Genomic DNA, 16,828 nt, shown 5'->3' with positions numbered 1-16,828 from the left:
CGCTCACATCCTGTCGCGGCTGGAGACGTGGGGCGGGGCGCTCGCCGCCGGCGCAGCGGCACGCGCCCGTGCGCGCGCACGCACGGGCGCCGACGAGGCCGCGGGCGGAGCCGATGCCGGCAAGCTCACGGCCGGCACCAGAGGATCCACGGGCTCGGGCGGCGGCGCGACCTTCTCGGGCACGATCGCCGCGGGAGGCTCACGCTTCACCGCGCGCGGCTCCGGCGAGGAGCTCCACACCAAGTTGGCACTGGCCGCGAGCAGAATCGCCACCAGCGCCCCCCGCCCCGCCCACGTCCGCCACGCTGGGCGCGTCGTTCGAACTCGCGGCGCGGGCATCGCGGGCGTGAGGCGGCTCCCGTCCTCCAGATCGCCGAACATCACGCGCAGCTCGGGCCGCAGCAGCTCCGTCATGGCCTCGCCCATGGCATGCGCCGAGGCGAATCGACCCGCCGGATCCACCGACAGCGCTTTCGCGACGATCTCCTCCACCCGGGCAGGCACCGTCACGCCGCAGCTGCGCAGATCCGGAATGTGCACCCTTGGGTTGCTCGCCGCGAGCATACCCAGGCTCAGGCTCGCCAGGCTCATTGGACTGGTGCCACTGGCCACGGGCAACACGCCCGTGATGGCCTCGAACAGCAGGATGCCCACGCCCCAAACATCGGCGCGAAAGTCGATCGGCTTGAGCGAGAACTGCTCCGGCGCCATGTGCGAGAACGACCCCACCATGTCGCCCGTCGTGGTGAGCGAAATCTCCTCGGCAATGTCCTTGGCCACGCCGAAGTCCATGACCTTCGTCACCAATTCGCCATCCGAGCCCGCGGTGAGCCGCACGTTCGCCGGCTTCACGTCGCGGTGGATGATGCCTGCGGCCTGCGCCGCCGCGAGACCGCGGCATACCTGCACCGCAATCGCCAAGGCCAGCGCCCACGGCAAACGCTGACGGCGCACGAGGAGCGACTTCAGGTCGAAGCCTTCCAGGTACTCCAGCGCCAAGTAGGGAATACCGCTTTCCTCGTCCGTGCCCGCATCGAGCACGCCGCCGATGTGCGGTGAGGAAAGCCCGCCCACGATGCGCGCCTCCCGCAGGAAGCGCTCCACCGCACGCCCATTGCGCAATTGCTCGGCGCGCAGAAGCTTCAGCGCAACACGGCGACCCGTCGTTTCGTGGACGGCGTCATAAACGGCCCCCATGCCTCCCTGCCCGAGAAGCGAAATCGCATGGTACTTCCGCGCGACTGTGAAGCCTTGAACCACTCCCTACCGATTGTGCGAAATCCTACAATCCTTGTCGAGGGATACGGCTTCCAGAAGTCAGTGAACGCAATTCTCGAAAGAGAAACCACCGAGACGCCGAGAACGCCAAGAAATCAAGGTGGATGAACCCCATCCATCTTGGCGTCCTTGGCGGTTTTCCTCTTTCAGTTCGAAGACCGCGTCGCTGATTTAGGGCAGTGCAACTTTCGCGTCACGGCACACGCGCCTGCGGCGCCGAATCGAGCCATTGGCCCAAATCGACCAGGGCGCGTTCGGCCAATGCCGCGTAGCGCTCACGCTTCTTGAGGCGCCGATTCGTGTGGGGCGGAAGGCACGCCCAGGTGATGTTCGATGGCTGGTAGTCCGGCTGCTTGCGCGAAAGGTGGGTGCGGATGCCCCCCAGCGCCGTCGTCTCGGGCGGCGGCACGAAGGGATCCCCCGCCAGCGACTGCGCCAGCAGCACCGCGCACACGTACCCGCCGGCCGCACTCTCGACGTAGCCCTCGACACCGGTGATCTGCCCCGCGAGGTACACATTGGGCAACGCCCGCAGCTGCATGTGCTCGTCCAGCAACTCGGGCGCGTTCACGAAGGTGTTGCGGTGCACGCTCCCGTAGCGAAGGATCTCGCACTCCTCCAGCCCGGGGATCATGCGGAAGATGCGCGCCTGCTCGCCGTACGTCATGCGCGTCTGGAAGCCCACCAAGTTGTACGCGGTTCCTGCGGCGTCCTCTTTGCGGAGTTGCACCACGGCGAACGGCTGCGCGCCCGTGCGTGGATCGGTGAGGCCCACCGGCTTCATCGGCCCATAGGCCAACGTCAGCTCGCCGCGGCCGGCCATCACCTCGATGGGAAGACAGCCCTCGAAGTAGCGAATGTCCTCGAACGATCGCGGTGCCACCTTCTCCGCGCCCACGACGGCCGCCACGAAGGCTTTGTACGTGGCCTCGTCCATCGGACAATTGATGTACGCCTCGTCCCCGAGCGCTGCGCGATCCCGCAACACCTCGCCCTTGTCGGGCCCATCGTCGTCGCCGCCTTTGCCCCATCGCGACTGGTAGAACACCTTGGATTCGTCGATCGAGTCCTGGCTCACGATGGGCGCGATCGCATCATAGTACGCGAGCTGCGAAACTCCGATTTTCGCGGCCAAGTCCGCGGCCAACTCGTCGCCGGTGAGCGGTCCCGTCGCCACGATCACCGGTTCGTCCTTCGTGGCCTCCGGCACGCGCATCACCACGCGATGCTCGACGTGGATGCGCGCATGCCCGCGGACTCGCCGGCTCACCGCCTCCGCAAACCGCTCGCGATCGACGGCCAGCGCACCACCCGCCGGCACCCGCGCCTCTTCCGCGCACGTGAGGACCAGCGAGCCGCACCGCCGCAGTTCTTCCTTCAGCAACCCAACCGCATTGACCCATGCATTCGAGCGCATCGAGTTGGAGCACACCAGCTCGCAGAGCCAATCCGTCGTTTGCGCCGGCGTCCGCCGCTCGGGCTTTTGCTCGAGCAACGTCACCTGGACGCCCCGCTCCGCGAGTTGAAACGCCGCCTCACAGCCCGCGAGGCCACCACCGATGATACGCACGTGCTTCATGGGTCTCTCTACTAGTGCGTGATAGCAGAGCCGGTGTGCCTTTTGGCGGCGCGCAGCAGGTCATCGAAGCTGAAGGGCTTCACGATGACGTCGACGACGCCGAAGGCCGAGCGGGAAAATGTCACCGCGTGGGCCGACATGACCACCACCGGCACCTTGCGCAACTCGCGATCGCGCATGCGGTGCTCGAGGAATTCCGCGCCGGTCATGACGGGCATGTGCATGTCGAGAAAGATGACGCTGGGAAGGCCGCCTTTTTCGATTTCTGACAGCGCGTCTTGGCCATTTCGGGCCCAACCCACGGTGTATCCCGCGGCGGCCAGAAGGTCGACCAACACCTCGAGCAGGTCTTCGTCGTCATCCACGACGAGGATGGGTCGAGTGCTGTTCGCGTCTGCGTCGAGGGGACCCGTCACGTGCCTTTTCGCGTGCTGCACGACTGCAGTTTACCGCGACCTTTGCACCTCGGGTCCACAGTTTCACCTCCGCCGAACGGCTTTCGAGACTTGGGCGGCGCCGCCAGGCGACCGCCCTCTGGAACCGCTACGCACGCTCGACGGCAACGACCCCTTCCACCTTCTGCAGGGCCTTCATGACATTCTTGAGCTGGTTCATGTCGCTGCATATGAACGTAAATACGTTGACAGCGCGCCCGTCGTCGCCTGCGCGGCAGTTGGCTTCACTGATGTTGATGCCCTGTGCGCTGAATGTGTGGCCCACCGTGGCCAAAATGCCGGGTCGATTCGCGGTGGTCACGCGCAGTTGTACATTGCGATTGATTTTCGCTTTCGCGTCCCACGCGATTTCCACCCGACGTGCAGGATCCGTGTCGAACGCCTTCGGACAGCCGCGACGGTGGATGGTGATGCCGCGCCCGCGTGTGATGAACCCCAGGATATCGTCCCCTGGCAGCGGGTTGCAGCATCGCGCGTAGCGGACGAGGACGTCGTTGATGCCATTGAGGCGGATGCCCTCTTCGTCGCGCTTGATGACCTTGCGAACCAGGCCCTCGATGCGCCCCTCGCGGAGATCTGCCGGCGGAATGCTCTCGCGCCCGTCTTCTTCGGGCGGGGCCACGACCGCGAGCACGTCCGTCGGCTTCAATTTGCCGTAGCCGATGCCGATGAAGAGCTCCTCTTGGTTCTGCACCTTGAGGGACTCGAACAACTTGCCCAGCTCGTGGTCGTTCTTGAGCAGCCGGTTCAAGCTCAAACCGGATTTTCGCAGATCCCGCTCGAGCAGCTCGCGCCCGAGACGCAGCGATTTCTCGCGCTCCTCGGTGCGGAGGAAATTGCGAATCTTGGCCCGCGCCCGGGTGGTGCCGGTGAACTCGAGCCAATCCTTCGACGGATGCTGGTTCGGGTTGGTGATGATGTCGACGATGTCGCCGTTGCGCAGCTTGTAGCGTAGCGGCTCGAGCTTGCCGTTGATGCGCGCGCCGGTGATGTGCTCGCCGAGTTGCGAGTGGATGGCGAACGCGAAATCGATGGGCGTGGCCCCGCGCGGGAAGACGCGCACATCGCCCTTCGGTGTGAAGACGTAGACTTCACCCTCGAACAGGTCGACCTTGACGCCCTCCAGGAATTCGGCCGGATCTTTCAGCTCCTTCTGCCACTCCATGAGCTGGCGCAGCCAGCCGAAACGCTGTGCGTCCTGATCCGGAACGCCGCCGCCGTTGCGTTCCTTGTACCGCCAGTGCGCGGCGATGCCGCGCTCGGCCACGCGGTGCATTTCGTGGGTGCGGATCTGGATTTCCAGCCGCTCGCGCGAGGGGCCGATGACCGTCGTGTGCAGCGACTGGTACATGTTCGGCTTGGGAAGCGCGATGTAATCCTTGAAGCGCCCGGGCACCGGCGTCCACTTGGAGTGAACGACGCCGAGCGCGGCGTAACAGTCGCTCACCGACTCCACCAGCACGCGAAACGCGATCAGATCGTGGATCTGATCGATCGTGCAGTCCTGCGCCTTCATCTTGCGCCAGACGGAGTAGAGGTGCTTCGCCCGGCCGCTGACGTCGCAGGCGAAGCCCTGCTCCGCCAGGCGGGCGAGCAGTGTCTTGCTGACGTCGGCGATGTACTTGTCGCGTTCGCGCTTGGTGCGGCTGATGGTGCTCGCGAGCTCGGCGTACACCTCGGGCTCGAGGTACTTGAAGGAGAGATCTTCCAGCTCGCTCTTGAAGCTCTGCATGCCGAGCCGGTTGGCCAGCGGCGCGTAGATGTCCAACGTTTCGCGCGCGATGCGCTCTTGCGCATCCGGCTTCATGAACTCCAGCGTGCGCATGTTGTCGACGCGATCGCAGAGTTTCACCAAGAGCACGCGGATGTCGCGGGCCATGGCGACCACCATTTTGCGGAAGTTCTCCGCCTGGCGATCTTCCTTCGAGGTGAAGTTGATCTTGGAGAGCTTGGTGACCCCGTCGACGAGGTTGGCGATCTCGTGCCCGAACTCCCGCTCCAGATCTTTCGTGGAAGCGAGGGTATCTTCCACCACGTCGTGCAAGAGACCGGCACAGACGCTCGCCGTATCCAGCCGCAGTTCGGTGATGATGCCCGCCACGCCGGCCGGATGGACGAAGTACGGATCGCCCGACTTACGCACCTGGCCCGAGTGAGCCCGATAGCTAAAGTCGTAAGCTCGTTTGATCAGCTCGGCATCGGCCAGCGGCTGATACCCACGGACGCGCTGGATTAGATCATCGACTTGGAGCATTGGTTAGCCCCTATGCCAGGTGCCGAGCGAAGTTCGGCGAGTCTGGGCTTGGAGGCTGAAACGGAAACGTAACATTCGTCCTTTTTCCCGGCAATTGGAGACTCCGCCCAGAACGTTGCCGGGGCGGCTCCAGCGCAAATTTGGCGGCTTTTCAGGTGTTAGCTCCGTGCTAGCCATCGTTTTTGACGTTAGACGGTCCTCGTAGATGAAACATAACCAGACCGGCGTGTACGTGCATTTCCCGTGGTGCCTGGCCAAATGCCCGTACTGCGACTTCGTGAGTTACGCGAAAGATCGCGCTTCCATTGATCATGCCGGGTACGCGGACGCGATTCTCCGCGAGCTGGACGCGCGCGCAGAGGCCATCGGCGATCGCGTCGTGCGCAGTATTTTCTTTGGCGGTGGAACGCCAAGCCTTTGGGAGCCGCACGAGCTCGGTCGCGTGCTCGCCGCCATTCGTGCACATTTTTCGTGTGCGCCCGATCTGGAGATCACGGTCGAGTGCAATCCCACCTCGCTGGATCGCGCCCGTGCCGGCGCGCTTCGCGACGTGGGGGTGGATCGTCTTTCCATTGGGACGCAATCCCTCCGACAGGAGCAACTTCGATACCTCGGAAGACTCCACGATCCGGCGGGGGCGCTCGCCGCCATCGAGGGCGCCATGGCGGCCGGCGTTCCGCGCCTGTCGACGGACATCATTTTCGGACTTCCCGAGCAGGCGCCCGAAGATGCGCGTGATCAGGCGATTCACCTCGCCGAGCTCGGCCTGACGCACCTCTCCTGCTACCAATTGACCATCGAGCCGGGGACGCAGTTCGGGGAGCTGGCGCGACGTGGAAGATTGCCTCTCGCGGACGACGGACGTACGGCCGACGCGTTTTTGGCCATCGACGAAGCGCTGAGCGCGCGCGGTTTCCGCCATTACGAGATATCCAACTACGCACACCCCGGCGAGGAGTCGCGGCACAACCTCGGCTACTGGCGCGGCGAAGAGTACATTGGGCTCGGCTGCGCGGCGTTCGGATGCGTGCGGCGTGGAGACAGCGTGGAGCGGGTTCGGTACCGCAATGCAATCGATCCGAAGAAGTACGTCGAGGCGACGCGCACGATGCTGCGAGATCGCGTGGGCGAGGGCGATGGGCTCTCGATGTTCTCGGAGACGGTGACCGGCGAGGCACTTTTGCGCGAGCGGATCATGCTGAGCCTTCGCACCGAAGAGGGGCTCGATCTGGAGCAAAGCGCCACGGAGCTGCACGTAGAGCCATGGCCGCGCGAACGCCGGCGCGCCGCAGAGCGACTGGTGACGATGAATCGGTTGCGCATCGACGGTGGCAAGCTGTCGATTCCGCGTCCCGCGTGGCTCTTCACGGACGACACGGCTGCGCGCCTGTTCTAGAGTTCGGCTCATGATGACGAGCCGCTGGATCGCGCTCTCGGTCGCGCTGGTTGCCATGGCTGGCTGCAGTTCCTCCTCGGATGGCTCCTTGTCCGAATGGGGAAGCGCGGAACTCGAAGCGCTGACGCCGGCGCAGCTGGCCGGTCAGCGCATCATCTACTCGTACCCGGGTCTCACGCCACCGGCGAGCTTGCTCGATCGCATCCGCGCGGGCGAGGCGGCGGGCGTCATTTTCTTCGGCGAGAACATTTCGAGCCCGTCGCAAATCAAAGGTGTCATCGAGCAACTTGTGGCCGCGCAGAAGCAGAGCCCCATCGCTGCGCCGTTGCTGCTGATGACGGACCAGGAAGGCGGCATCGTTCGCCGGCTGCCGGGCGAGCCCGTGATGTCGGCCAAGGACGTGGGCGCATCCTCGAACGCGCCGACCTTGGCCACACAAACGGGGACGGACGCAGGCAACAATCTGCGCAGCGTCGGCATGAACGTGAACCTTGCGCCCGTGATCGACGTCTACAGGCGAGAGGGCGACTTCCTCGATCGGTACGAGCGCTCGTACAGCAAAGATCCCGCGGTGGTGAGCAACTTGGGCAAGCGCTTCATCACCGCCGAGCAGCAGGTGGGCGTGGCCTCCACGGCGAAGCATTTTCCGGGGCTTGGCTCGGCCAGCACGAACCAGAACACCGACGCAGGGCCGGTGACCCTCAACGCGTCGCTCTCCACGTTGCGCAACGTGGACGAGTCGCCCTACCCGGCCGCGATCTCGGCCGGCGTGAAGCTGGTGATGCCCTCGTGGGCGGTTTACCCGGCGCTGGATCGCAATCGTCCGGCCGGCTTGTCGTCGACCGTGCTGCAGCAGGAGCTGCGCACCCGCCTCGGCTTCACGGGCGTCATCGTGAGCGATGCGCTGGAGGCGGGGGCCCTCGATGCGTACGGCACGGCCGGACAACGCGGCTTGCTCGCGGCGAAAGCAGGCATCGACTTGCTGCTCTGTTCGGCGCGCGACGTGGCCCAAGGACAATCCGCCGCAAGCGCCCTGGCCACGGCGCTCCAAAACGGGGAGCTCGATGCCACGAGCTTCAACGCCGCCGTCCAGCGTGTCACCGACCTGCGGAACGATCTACAGTAACGTTCTCACGATCGGAGAACGAACGTCATGTCCGAGGAACTCGTCATCACCGCCGTAGGGCCGGATCGACCGGGAATCACATCGGAGTTTTCGGGGCACATCCACGCCACCGGCGCCAACCTGGCCGACTCGCGCATGATCAACCTGCGCGGCCGGTTCGCGTTGGTGGCCCTCGTTCTGGGCACGAAGGAGACGCTCGAGGCCACGCGCAAAGCGCTGACGGGCGCCGCACGCACCATGGGCCTGAGCATCGAGTTCTCGAGCGCCGAGAAGACCGCGCCGCGCGGCGGCGTTCCCTTCAAGCTGCGCAGTTATTCGATGGACCAGCCGGGCATCGTGCACAAGCTCACGCGGTATTTGCACGAGCAGGGCGTCAACATCGAGGAGCTCGAGACGCGCCTCGAGTCGGCACCGTTCATGGGGACACCGGTCTTCACCATGAGGTCGATCATCTTGGTGCCCAACGAGGTGTCGGTGAAGACGCTGCGCAGGAACCTCGAGGAGCTCGGGGGGACGCTGAATTGCGATATTGATTTGGATCCGGCGTAGGGGAGAGCCGAGTTCCGAGCTCCGACTCCGACTCCGACTCCGACTCCGAGCTCCGACTCCGAGCTCCGACTCCGACTCCGACTCCGACTCCGACTCCGACTCCGACTCCGAGTTCCGACTCCGACTCCGACTCCGACTCCGACTCCGACTCCGACTCCGACTCCGACTCCGACTCCGACTCCGAGTTCCGACTCCGAGCTCCGATTCCGAGTCGGCGTCGGCCTTCGGAATCGGAGTCGGCCTTCGGAATCGGCGTCGGAGTCGGCATCCTCCCCTGAACCGGTGCGGTGATTCGGGTTTGCTTGCATGCCGTGCGCGAAAGAAGCGCGCCAGCGCCAGTCGGTTGACCATTTTGGGTGCTAGGCGCTGTCACGCTTCTTTCGCTGGGTGGGGGCATGCAAGCAAACCCGAATCACCGCCCCTCTTCTTTTCAGGCCCTCGAGCTCGCGCTCCAGTGCATCGAAACGCTCCGTCCGACGGTTGCGCGTATCCAGCGCTGCGATCGCGATTTGAGCGAGCAGCTTCGACGCGCCCTCAGTTCCGTCGCCCTCAACATCGCCGAAGGCAACCGCAGCCAAGGCGGTCATCGCATCGCGCGCTTCTCCACGGCGGCTGGCTCGAACAGCGAATCACGCGCCGCACTGCGCGTGGCCGTCGCGTGGGGCTATGTGCAGCAACGCGAAATCGATGCCGGCGAGCAATCGCTCGATCGTGTCGCCGCCATGCTTCACCGCCTTGGCGCTAGGCGGTAGTGCGCGCGGCAGGAGCTGGATGGCGGCATCCAGCTCCTGTCCGGTGCCTTTGTCGAACCCCGTTTGGGCCCGACGGGGTGGAAAAAATGTGGAGAACACCTGAACAAGAGGCGAGCAAGTTGCGGACCGCTTGTATAGAACCTGTGTTCACCCCTGGACATCTTTTAGGGATCTCGGATACTTACATGCCCTGTCGACATCGCCTGAGATGGCGGTCTCAATGGATGGTGTCGAACGGTGTAGACGACCACAATGGTTTGTGGTTAGAAGGACTTCCGCGACCGGTGCTGGTTTGCGCACTGCGTCAGACGGCTCTTTAGCGGGCGGGGACACGAATCGGTAACTGGGGGGCTGTTCAGGGGCGTGTTCAGGTTTTACGTTTGACTCCGTTCAGGGGTCGCTTTCCACGGATACCTGAACGGACCCCCCATTAAGCGCACCAGGAGGCGGTCATGGCAGAATCGGACTTCGGCAAAGTTTCGAATGGGCGAACCCACGCGATGACGGCGAAGCAGACGAAAAAGAATCCCTCGAGCTCCACCAAATCGTCGCCGCCCGTCCAGACGCCCCAGCCGAAAACCGAATCTCGCCGCCACGAAGAGGTGCCCGTGCGCCGTTTCTTCACGCAGCCGGGGCTCGATCCGCTGGATCAAGTGCTCTACGAGCGTCGCTCGAGCACGATCTCGAATCCGGACGGCTCCGTCGTCTTCAAGATGGAGGGCGCCGAGGTGCCGGTGGGCTGGAGCCAACTCGCCACCGACATCGTGATTTCGAAGTACTTCCGCAAAGCCGGCATCCAGAAGATGCCCGCATCGCTCGCGCGCGCCGATGGTGCGCCGGAGGCGGGCGAGCGCAGCGTGCGGCAGGTCGTCTATCGCGTGGCGAACACCATTCGTCAGGCGGCCGATTCGTTTGGCGGCTACTTCGCCACGAAGGAAGCGGCTGACACCTTCGAGGCCGAGCTCTCGTATTTGCTGGTGCATCAGTACGGCGCGTTCAACTCGCCGGTGTGGTTCAACTGCGGGCTCTATCATCAGTACGGCATCGAAGGTTCCGGCGGCAACTGGGCCTGGGATCCCGCGGCCGGTGACAGCGATCTCGCCGCCGACGGCACGTCGACCACCACCGTGGTCGAGACGGAGAACGCCTACGGCCGCCCGCAGTGCTCCGCGTGCTTCATCCAGTCCGTGCAGGACGACTTGATGGGCATCTACGAGCTCGTGAAGTCGGAGGCCCGCCTCTTCAAGTATGGCTCGGGCACCGGGACGAACTTCAGCGCCATCCGCGGCAAGCAGGAGAAGCTCTCCGGCGGCGGCACCTCCAGTGGCCTCATGAGCTTCCTCGAGGTGTTCGATCGCGCGGCCGGCGCCACCAAGAGCGGCGGCACCACGCGCCGCGCGGCCAAGATGGTCTGCTTGGACGTGGACCATCCCGAGATCGTCGACTTCGTCGAGTGGAAGATGCGCGAGGAAAAGAAGGCACACGCCCTCATCCGCGCCGGCTACTCGAACGACTTCAACGGCGAGGCGTACCACACCATCAGCGGGCAGAACTCGAACAACTCCGTCCGCGTGACGGACGAGTTCATGAAGGCGGTGCTCGCCGGCGGAAAGTGGCACACGCGCATGCGCCTCACCGGCGAAGTGTGCGAGACCTTCGAGGCGAAGGACCTGTGGCGCAAGATCGCCGAGGCCGCGTGGGGATGCGCGGACCCGGGCCTGCAGTACGACTCCACGGTGAACCGTTGGCACACGTGCTCCAACACGTCGCGCATCAACGCGAGCAACCCGTGCAGCGAGTACATGTTCCTCGACGACTCGGCGTGCAACCTGGCGTCGGTCAACTTGATCAAGTTCCTCCGCGACGACGGCAGCTTCGACATCGAGGGCTACCGGCATGCGTGCCGCATCTTCTTCATCGCGCAAGAGGTGCTGGTCGACTTGTCGAGCTACCCGACGAAGCGCATCGCGCAGAACAGCCATGATTATCGGCCGCTCGGCCTCGGCTACGCGAACCTCGGCTCGCTGCTGATGCTCCTCGGCGTGCCCTACGACAGCGACCAGGGCCGCGCAATTGCCGGCGCGCTCACCGCCATCATGTGCGGCCACGCCTACAAGGCGAGCGCGGAGATGGCCAAGAGCAAGGGCCCCTTCGTGGGCTACGCTAAGAACCGCGAGCCGATGCTGCGCGTGATGAACATGCACCGCGATGCGGCCTACGCCATCTCGCGCGACGATTGCTGGTTGCCCGGCGAGTCGAAGGACGCGGGCGTGGGCGCACTCTACCGTGCAGCCTGCGAGGATTGGGACGACGCCGTGCACTTCGGCGAGCTCCACGGCTACCGCAACGCACAGTCCACCGTGCTCGCACCGACGGGCACCATTGGTCTGCTGATGGACTGCGACACGACGGGTATCGAGCCGGATTTCGCGCTGGTGAAGTTCAAGAAGCTCGCCGGTGGCGGGTACTTCAAGATCGTGAACCAGTCGGTGCCCGCCGCGCTCTCGCGCCTCGGGTACTCGCAGGCGGAGGTGCAGGAAATCGTGGCGTACGTGAGCGGCACGAACACGCTGCTCGCCGCGCCGGCCATCAACCGCCGCACGCTCAAGGAAAAGGGCTTCACGGACGAGGACCTCGCGAAGGTCGAGGCCGCGCTGCCCGGCGTGTTCGATCTCGACTCCGCGTTTGCGCCGTGGGTGCTCGGTGAGGCGGCGCACACGCGCCTCGTGGCCGGGGCCACGGGCAAAGGATCCTTGCTGGAGAAGCTCGGCTTCACCAAGTCGCAGATTGCCGAGGCGGGCGACGTCATCATCGGGCGCATGACCATCGAGGGTGCGCCGCACCTGAAGGCCGAGCACTACCCGGTGTTCGACTGCGCGAACCGCTGCGGCAAGATTGGCCAGCGCTACCTCGCGCCGATGAGCCACGTCAAAATGATGGCGGCCACGCAGCCGTTCCTGAGCGGCGCCATCTCGAAGACGGTCAACCTTCCCAACGACGCCACCGTCGAGGACGTGGCGAAGTTGTACGAGGAGGGCTGGCGGCTCGGACTCAAGGCCGTGGCGCTTTACCGCGATGGGTGCAAGGCATCGCAGCCGCTCTCCAGCTCGGGCGAATCGAAGAGCGACGCGCAAGACGCGAAAGCGGAGGCACCCAAGATCGCGGCCAAGGCTCTCGAGCGGCTGGATCCGGTGCCGAATACGACGGTGGAGAACACTCCGCAGCTGTCCTTGGCGCTGACGCCGAAGGGCACGCGCGAATACGGCATGCGCATCCGCCTGCCGAAGAAGCGCCGCGGCTTCACGCAAGAAGCGCGCGTGGGCGGGCACAAGATCTTCCTCCGCACCGGCGAATACGAAGACGGGCGCCTTGGCGAGATTTTCATCGACATGCACAAGGAGGGGGCAGCCTTCCGCTCGTTGATGAACTGCTTCGCCATGAGCGTCTCGGTGGGCTTGCAGTACGGCGTGCCGCTGCAGACGTACGTGGATCAATTCACGTTCACGCGCTTCGAGCCGCAAGGCGTGGTCGAGGGGCACCCGAACGTGAAGATTGCGACGAGCATCGTGGACTATCTGTTCCGCGTTCTCGGTGTCGAGTACCTGCATCGCTACGATCTGGCGCACGTGAAACCGGAGGAGTCGAACCCCACGCTCACCGGGCCGGACCTGTCCAATGCGCGTCCCGTGTCCGAACGACAACCGGCGGATGAACAACGTCCGGCGCTCGACTTCGGCTACACGAAAGAGGCGACTGCACGCAGCGCGGCAATGAGCGAAACCCTCGAAGGCCGCGGGGAACCGAGCGCAGGCGCTAGCACCGAGAACCTGGGAGTCGGAGTCGGCAACGTGGCCGGTGGTGTCCTTTCGGCGCACTTGGACGCGATGATGGGTGACGCGCCAGTTTGCGATGTATGTGGCCACATCACGGTCCGAAATGGTGCATGCTACAAATGCCTGAATTGCGGAAACAGCATGGGGTGCAGCTAGGCCCCGTAGGACTTACGGCTTGAAGCTCTTTTTCGAAGCAGGGACGGTGAGCGCAGCGGACGAAAGTTTCGCTGGCAAGTATGGGCTCGCGAACGACGCGGCTGCCGCCAGGTACGGCGTCGCAAGCGAGGCCGTGAGGGAGCGCCGTCCCTCGTCTTCGAGAGAGTTGAAGGAGCTGAAAGAGTTCGAGCCGCCACCAAAGCAGCGACGGGCCAAGGAGGGTGTTCCCGTCAAGCCGATCATCATGGAGTGGGACGAGTGGGCGCTGGCCTTCCAGAGTGAGCCCGTGACCATCGACTACGGCAAGCAGGTGCCGGACGATGCGCCGACCACGCAAGACCTCATTTCCTCGGGTATCCGGCTGCATATGGCAGCGCAAGCGGAGAGCATGGAAACCGAGACCGTGCGGTCGACGGTGGGTGCGGCGCCCGACTTGGAATGACGAAACGTCGACGGAATGCGGCGAACCTTGTAGGGTCCTCGGCCAACAGGAGGCTCTCAGAATGACTCGCTCCCCGCTCCGTTCCCTCTTTGCGCTGTCGTTCATGATCGGCATGCCGATGCTCGTCCTCGGTTGCCCCAAGAAAAAAGAGGCGGTTGCGGAGGTCGATGCTGCACCGCCGCCCCCGCCGCCCGCCGCGTCCTCGGCCCCCGCCGAGCTGGTACCGCTCGACGTGCCCGACGCCGGCGAGGATGCAGGCACCGACGCGGCCACGGCGAAGAAGCCGGGCTCCGGCATGACGACGAGCCAGTCGCGCGTCAAACAGTGCTGCAATGCCATGCGCGCGCAGGCCAAGGCCATGGGCAATTCGCCCGAGTCCGCGCAGCTTCAAGCCATCGCCGCCCAGTGTGACGCGCTGGCCATGCAAGTGGGCCCGTCGAAGGGCGCCCAGGCCCCCGAGCTCGAGCCGCTCCGTCAGATCCTCAAGGGCAAGGCCACCCTGCCCCCGCTCTGCTCGGGGCTGTAGAGAAGACCGACTCCGAAGACCGACTCCGACTCCGAAGGCCGACTCCGAAGACCGACTCCGAAGGCCGACTCCGAAGACCGACTCCGAAGGCCGACTCCGAAGACCGACTCCGAAGGCCGACTCCGAAGACCGACTCCGAAGGCCGACTCCGAAGACCGACTCCGAAGGCCGACTCCGAAGGCCGACTCCGAAGACCGACTCCGAAGGCCGACTCCGAAGACCGACTCCGAAGGCCGACTCCGAAGACCGACTCCGAAGACCGACTCCGAATCGGAGTCGGAAATCGGAATCGGTATCCGAATCGGAATCGGTATCGGAGTCGGTATCCGAATCGGACTCGGTATCCGTATCGGACCGCTCAGGGTGTCGTGCAGTTGAACACGATGCGATTGACGTTGGCGCCGTCGATCTTCCCTTCGGCCGGTTGCGATCCGGCGGCCGTGCTTGCGGTGCACGTTTGTCCGGTGGGCTGGGTGTGCACCGTGACTTTGTAGGCCGCGCCGTCCTCGAGGCTCGTCGGGAACGTGAATTGGACGGGGGTGTTGCCGTTGGCGGTGACCTTCGTGTCGTCACCGCCGTTGTTCTGAAGAACCACCGAGTTCGTACCGGTGAGGCCCTGGACCGCACCGCCGACCGTGTACGCGGGCACGCAGGTGACCGTCACGTTGACGGTGGCCGTGCCGACGGTGCCGCTGCCATCGGAGCCCACGGTGCATTTGCGACCACCCGGCTGCTGCGCGATCGTCACGGCGTATTTGTCACCGGTCCCGAGTTGGTGGGCAAAGTTGTTCTGATTCGCATTCTGCGTATCGGTGAAGACGCGAAGATCATCGCCGCCGTTGTTCCGCAAAATGAGGGGCTGCGCCGCGTTCCCCAATCCGCTGACGTTGACGTGAAGCACGTACGTCGGCGCGGGAACGCAGTGAACCAGCGCCGCCTCGGGGTTGGCACCTTTGACCGTGCCGGTGCCCTTCTCCACCGTGCAGCTGCGGCCCGCCGGGCGTTGATAGACCGTTACCGCATACGTCGTGTTGTTGGGCAATCGCTGGGTGAACTGGGACGTGCCGTCGGCATTGACGGCAAGGTTGTTCCCGCCGTTGTTCTGAAGTACGAGCCCTTGCGCAGGCACGCCACTGTCGGACGCCAATCCGTCGACCGTTGCGCTCACCACGTAGATGGCCGGTCCCGCATCGATGGTCCCACCATCCCCCGTGCCCGAATCGCCGCCGGAGGTACCCCCATCCTCCGAATTGCCACCCGAATCGGACGGAGACGCTCCCGAATCGGTACCTCCTGAATCATTCTTCGCCCCGCTATCGGGCGTCGTCGTGAACCCATCACCGTCGTCGCTGCCGCAACCGACATTGGCGAGGACCGGAGTCAACACGGAAGCAAACAAGATGATGCAATGTGAGGGACGAAGTTTCATTTATGCCTCCTAATCAAGAAACCAAGGAACGATTCCCCCCCCGTCTCGTCTGTCGTCTCGTTTGCTTCCGCGTGGGTCGATTCCCGTCAGGGCGACGGCGGCGTCGGGATCGTGGGCGGGTCGGGGGGCGTCGGAATCGTGGGCGGATCCGGCGGCGTGGGCGGCGCCGGTGGAGTGGGCGGCGTTGGAGCGTCGGCGGCCTGGCCGGGCGCCACAGGCGCAGGCGGCGTCGGGATCGTGGGCGGGTCGGGGGGCGTCGGAATCGTGGGCGGATCCGGCGGCGTGGGCGGCGTCGGAGGCTCGGGCGGCGCAGGCGGTGCGGGTTCGTCTGCGGCGGTCACATGCCCGGTGAGCGATGAAGCCTGGGTACCCGATTTCCCGGAATCATCGCCGCCGCAGCCGACCATCACGATCGGTGCGGAAACGAGAAGAGCCAAGAGAACCAGTCCCGGTGAGCGGTGTTGTTGCATGGTTTGCCTCCTCGGAGAAGGGCGAGCGGAGCCGGCGCCCGAAAGCCCGTCATCGCAACAAGGAGCGAAATGCGATAACGAACTTTCGAGCGACCGACTTCGCTCTTGTTTATTTGCCTATCGGTACCCCGGACCTCGCGTAAGCAGGCACGCGCGAGCGAAATATTTCAATCAAGGTTCGTCTTGCGGAATCGCGAAGCAGGTATTCGCTCGAAAGTCGCACACCGAACCATCCGCACAATCGTTTTGCGAAATGCATTGTGCACACGAACCGCGCGTCCGGTCGCATCGCGGACGCCCCGCGGGGCAATCGCTATCGGCAGTGCATTGCTCGCACGAGCCGGTTGCCGTTTCGCAAACACGGCCAGACGAGGAGCACTGGGCCGTCGACGTGCACTCGATGCAGACGTTGCGCGCATTGCAAGTACGAGTGCCCGGGCATATGCCCGCATCGCACGTGAATACACATTTTCGGGTAATCGGCTCGCACGTCATGCCAAAGGGGCAATCGTTCGGCACGTTGCAGACCACGCACCGGTGACGTTCCGTATCGCAATGCGGCCAGCCGCCATCGAACCCGGTG

13 protein-coding genes are annotated in these 16,828 nt (G+C 64.6%); 7 read left to right on the top strand and 6 right to left on the bottom strand.

Features of this window, described 5'->3' with window-relative positions:
- Positions 1-3: 3 nt before the first annotated feature.
- The 4 genes from LZC95_10780 to LZC95_10765 all read right to left on the bottom strand — a co-directional run bounded on the left by LZC95_10780 (position 4) and on the right by LZC95_10765 (position 5,566).
- Positions 4-1,197, bottom strand: coding sequence for a serine/threonine protein kinase (locus tag LZC95_10780; GenBank protein WXA97319.1), 1,194 nt, complete (start codon positions 1,195-1,197; stop codon positions 4-6).
- Positions 1,198-1,471: 274 nt separating this feature from the next.
- A complete protein-coding gene (trmFO, locus tag LZC95_10775; protein WXA97318.1) occupies positions 1,472-2,857 on the bottom strand; it encodes a methylenetetrahydrofolate--tRNA-(uracil(54)-C(5))-methyltransferase (FADH(2)-oxidizing) TrmFO in 1,386 nt (461 codons plus the stop codon).
- Between the two features lie 11 nt (positions 2,858-2,868).
- On the bottom strand, positions 2,869-3,294 hold the full coding sequence (locus tag LZC95_10770; GenBank protein ID WXA97317.1) for a response regulator: 426 nt from the start codon (positions 3,292-3,294) through the stop codon (positions 2,869-2,871).
- Between the two features lie 106 nt (positions 3,295-3,400).
- Complete coding sequence (locus tag LZC95_10765; GenBank protein WXA97316.1) at positions 3,401-5,566, bottom strand: bifunctional (p)ppGpp synthetase/guanosine-3',5'-bis(diphosphate) 3'-pyrophosphohydrolase; 2,166 nt, start codon at positions 5,564-5,566, stop codon at positions 3,401-3,403.
- Between the two features lie 205 nt (positions 5,567-5,771).
- On the opposite strand from LZC95_10765, the gene hemW reads away from it, so the two are divergent.
- The 7 genes from hemW (at position 5,772) to LZC95_10730 (ending at position 14,346) form a co-directional block, all read left to right on the top strand.
- Positions 5,772-6,962 carry a radical SAM family heme chaperone HemW gene (gene hemW / locus LZC95_10760; GenBank protein ID WXA97315.1) on the top strand — a complete coding sequence of 397 codons (1,191 nt, stop codon included), beginning with the start codon at positions 5,772-5,774 and terminating at the stop codon, positions 6,960-6,962.
- 10 nt (positions 6,963-6,972) lie between these two features.
- A complete protein-coding gene (locus LZC95_10755) occupies positions 6,973-8,088 on the top strand; it encodes a hypothetical protein (GenBank protein ID WXA97314.1) in 1,116 nt (371 codons plus the stop codon).
- Positions 8,089-8,115: 27 nt separating this feature from the next.
- Complete coding sequence (locus LZC95_10750) at positions 8,116-8,637, top strand: hypothetical protein (protein ID WXA97313.1); 522 nt, start codon at positions 8,116-8,118, stop codon at positions 8,635-8,637.
- A 395-nt stretch (positions 8,638-9,032) separates the two neighbouring features.
- Entirely contained in the window at positions 9,033-9,389 is a 357-nt protein-coding gene (locus LZC95_10745; protein ID WXA97312.1) for a four helix bundle protein, read from the top strand.
- 452 nt (positions 9,390-9,841) lie between these two features.
- Positions 9,842-13,378, top strand: coding sequence for a vitamin B12-dependent ribonucleotide reductase (locus tag LZC95_10740; GenBank protein ID WXA97311.1), 3,537 nt, complete (start codon positions 9,842-9,844; stop codon positions 13,376-13,378).
- A 19-nt stretch (positions 13,379-13,397) separates the two neighbouring features.
- Positions 13,398-13,820 carry a hypothetical protein gene (locus LZC95_10735; GenBank protein ID WXA97310.1) on the top strand — a complete coding sequence of 141 codons (423 nt, stop codon included), beginning with the start codon at positions 13,398-13,400 and terminating at the stop codon, positions 13,818-13,820.
- 61 nt (positions 13,821-13,881) lie between these two features.
- Positions 13,882-14,346, top strand: coding sequence for a hypothetical protein (locus LZC95_10730; protein WXA97309.1), 465 nt, complete (start codon positions 13,882-13,884; stop codon positions 14,344-14,346).
- A 358-nt stretch (positions 14,347-14,704) separates the two neighbouring features.
- Here the strand turns inward: LZC95_10730 and LZC95_10725 are convergent, their stop codons facing one another.
- Both LZC95_10725 and LZC95_10720 read right to left on the bottom strand, forming a co-directional pair.
- Positions 14,705-15,775, bottom strand: a complete 1,071-nt coding sequence (locus tag LZC95_10725; protein WXA97308.1) for a hypothetical protein — start codon at positions 15,773-15,775, stop codon at positions 14,705-14,707.
- Positions 15,776-15,861: 86 nt separating this feature from the next.
- On the bottom strand, positions 15,862-16,245 hold the full coding sequence (locus LZC95_10720; protein ID WXA97307.1) for a hypothetical protein: 384 nt from the start codon (positions 16,243-16,245) through the stop codon (positions 15,862-15,864).
- Positions 16,246-16,828 lie beyond the last annotated feature (583 nt).

It is taken from the genome of Sorangiineae bacterium MSr12523 (assembly GCA_037157775.1).
Lineage (GTDB): Bacteria > Myxococcota_A > Polyangia > Polyangiales > Polyangiaceae > Pendulispora > Pendulispora brunnea.
The sequence above is the reverse complement of the archived record's forward strand: the minus strand, read 5'-3'. Positions and strand labels throughout refer to the sequence as shown.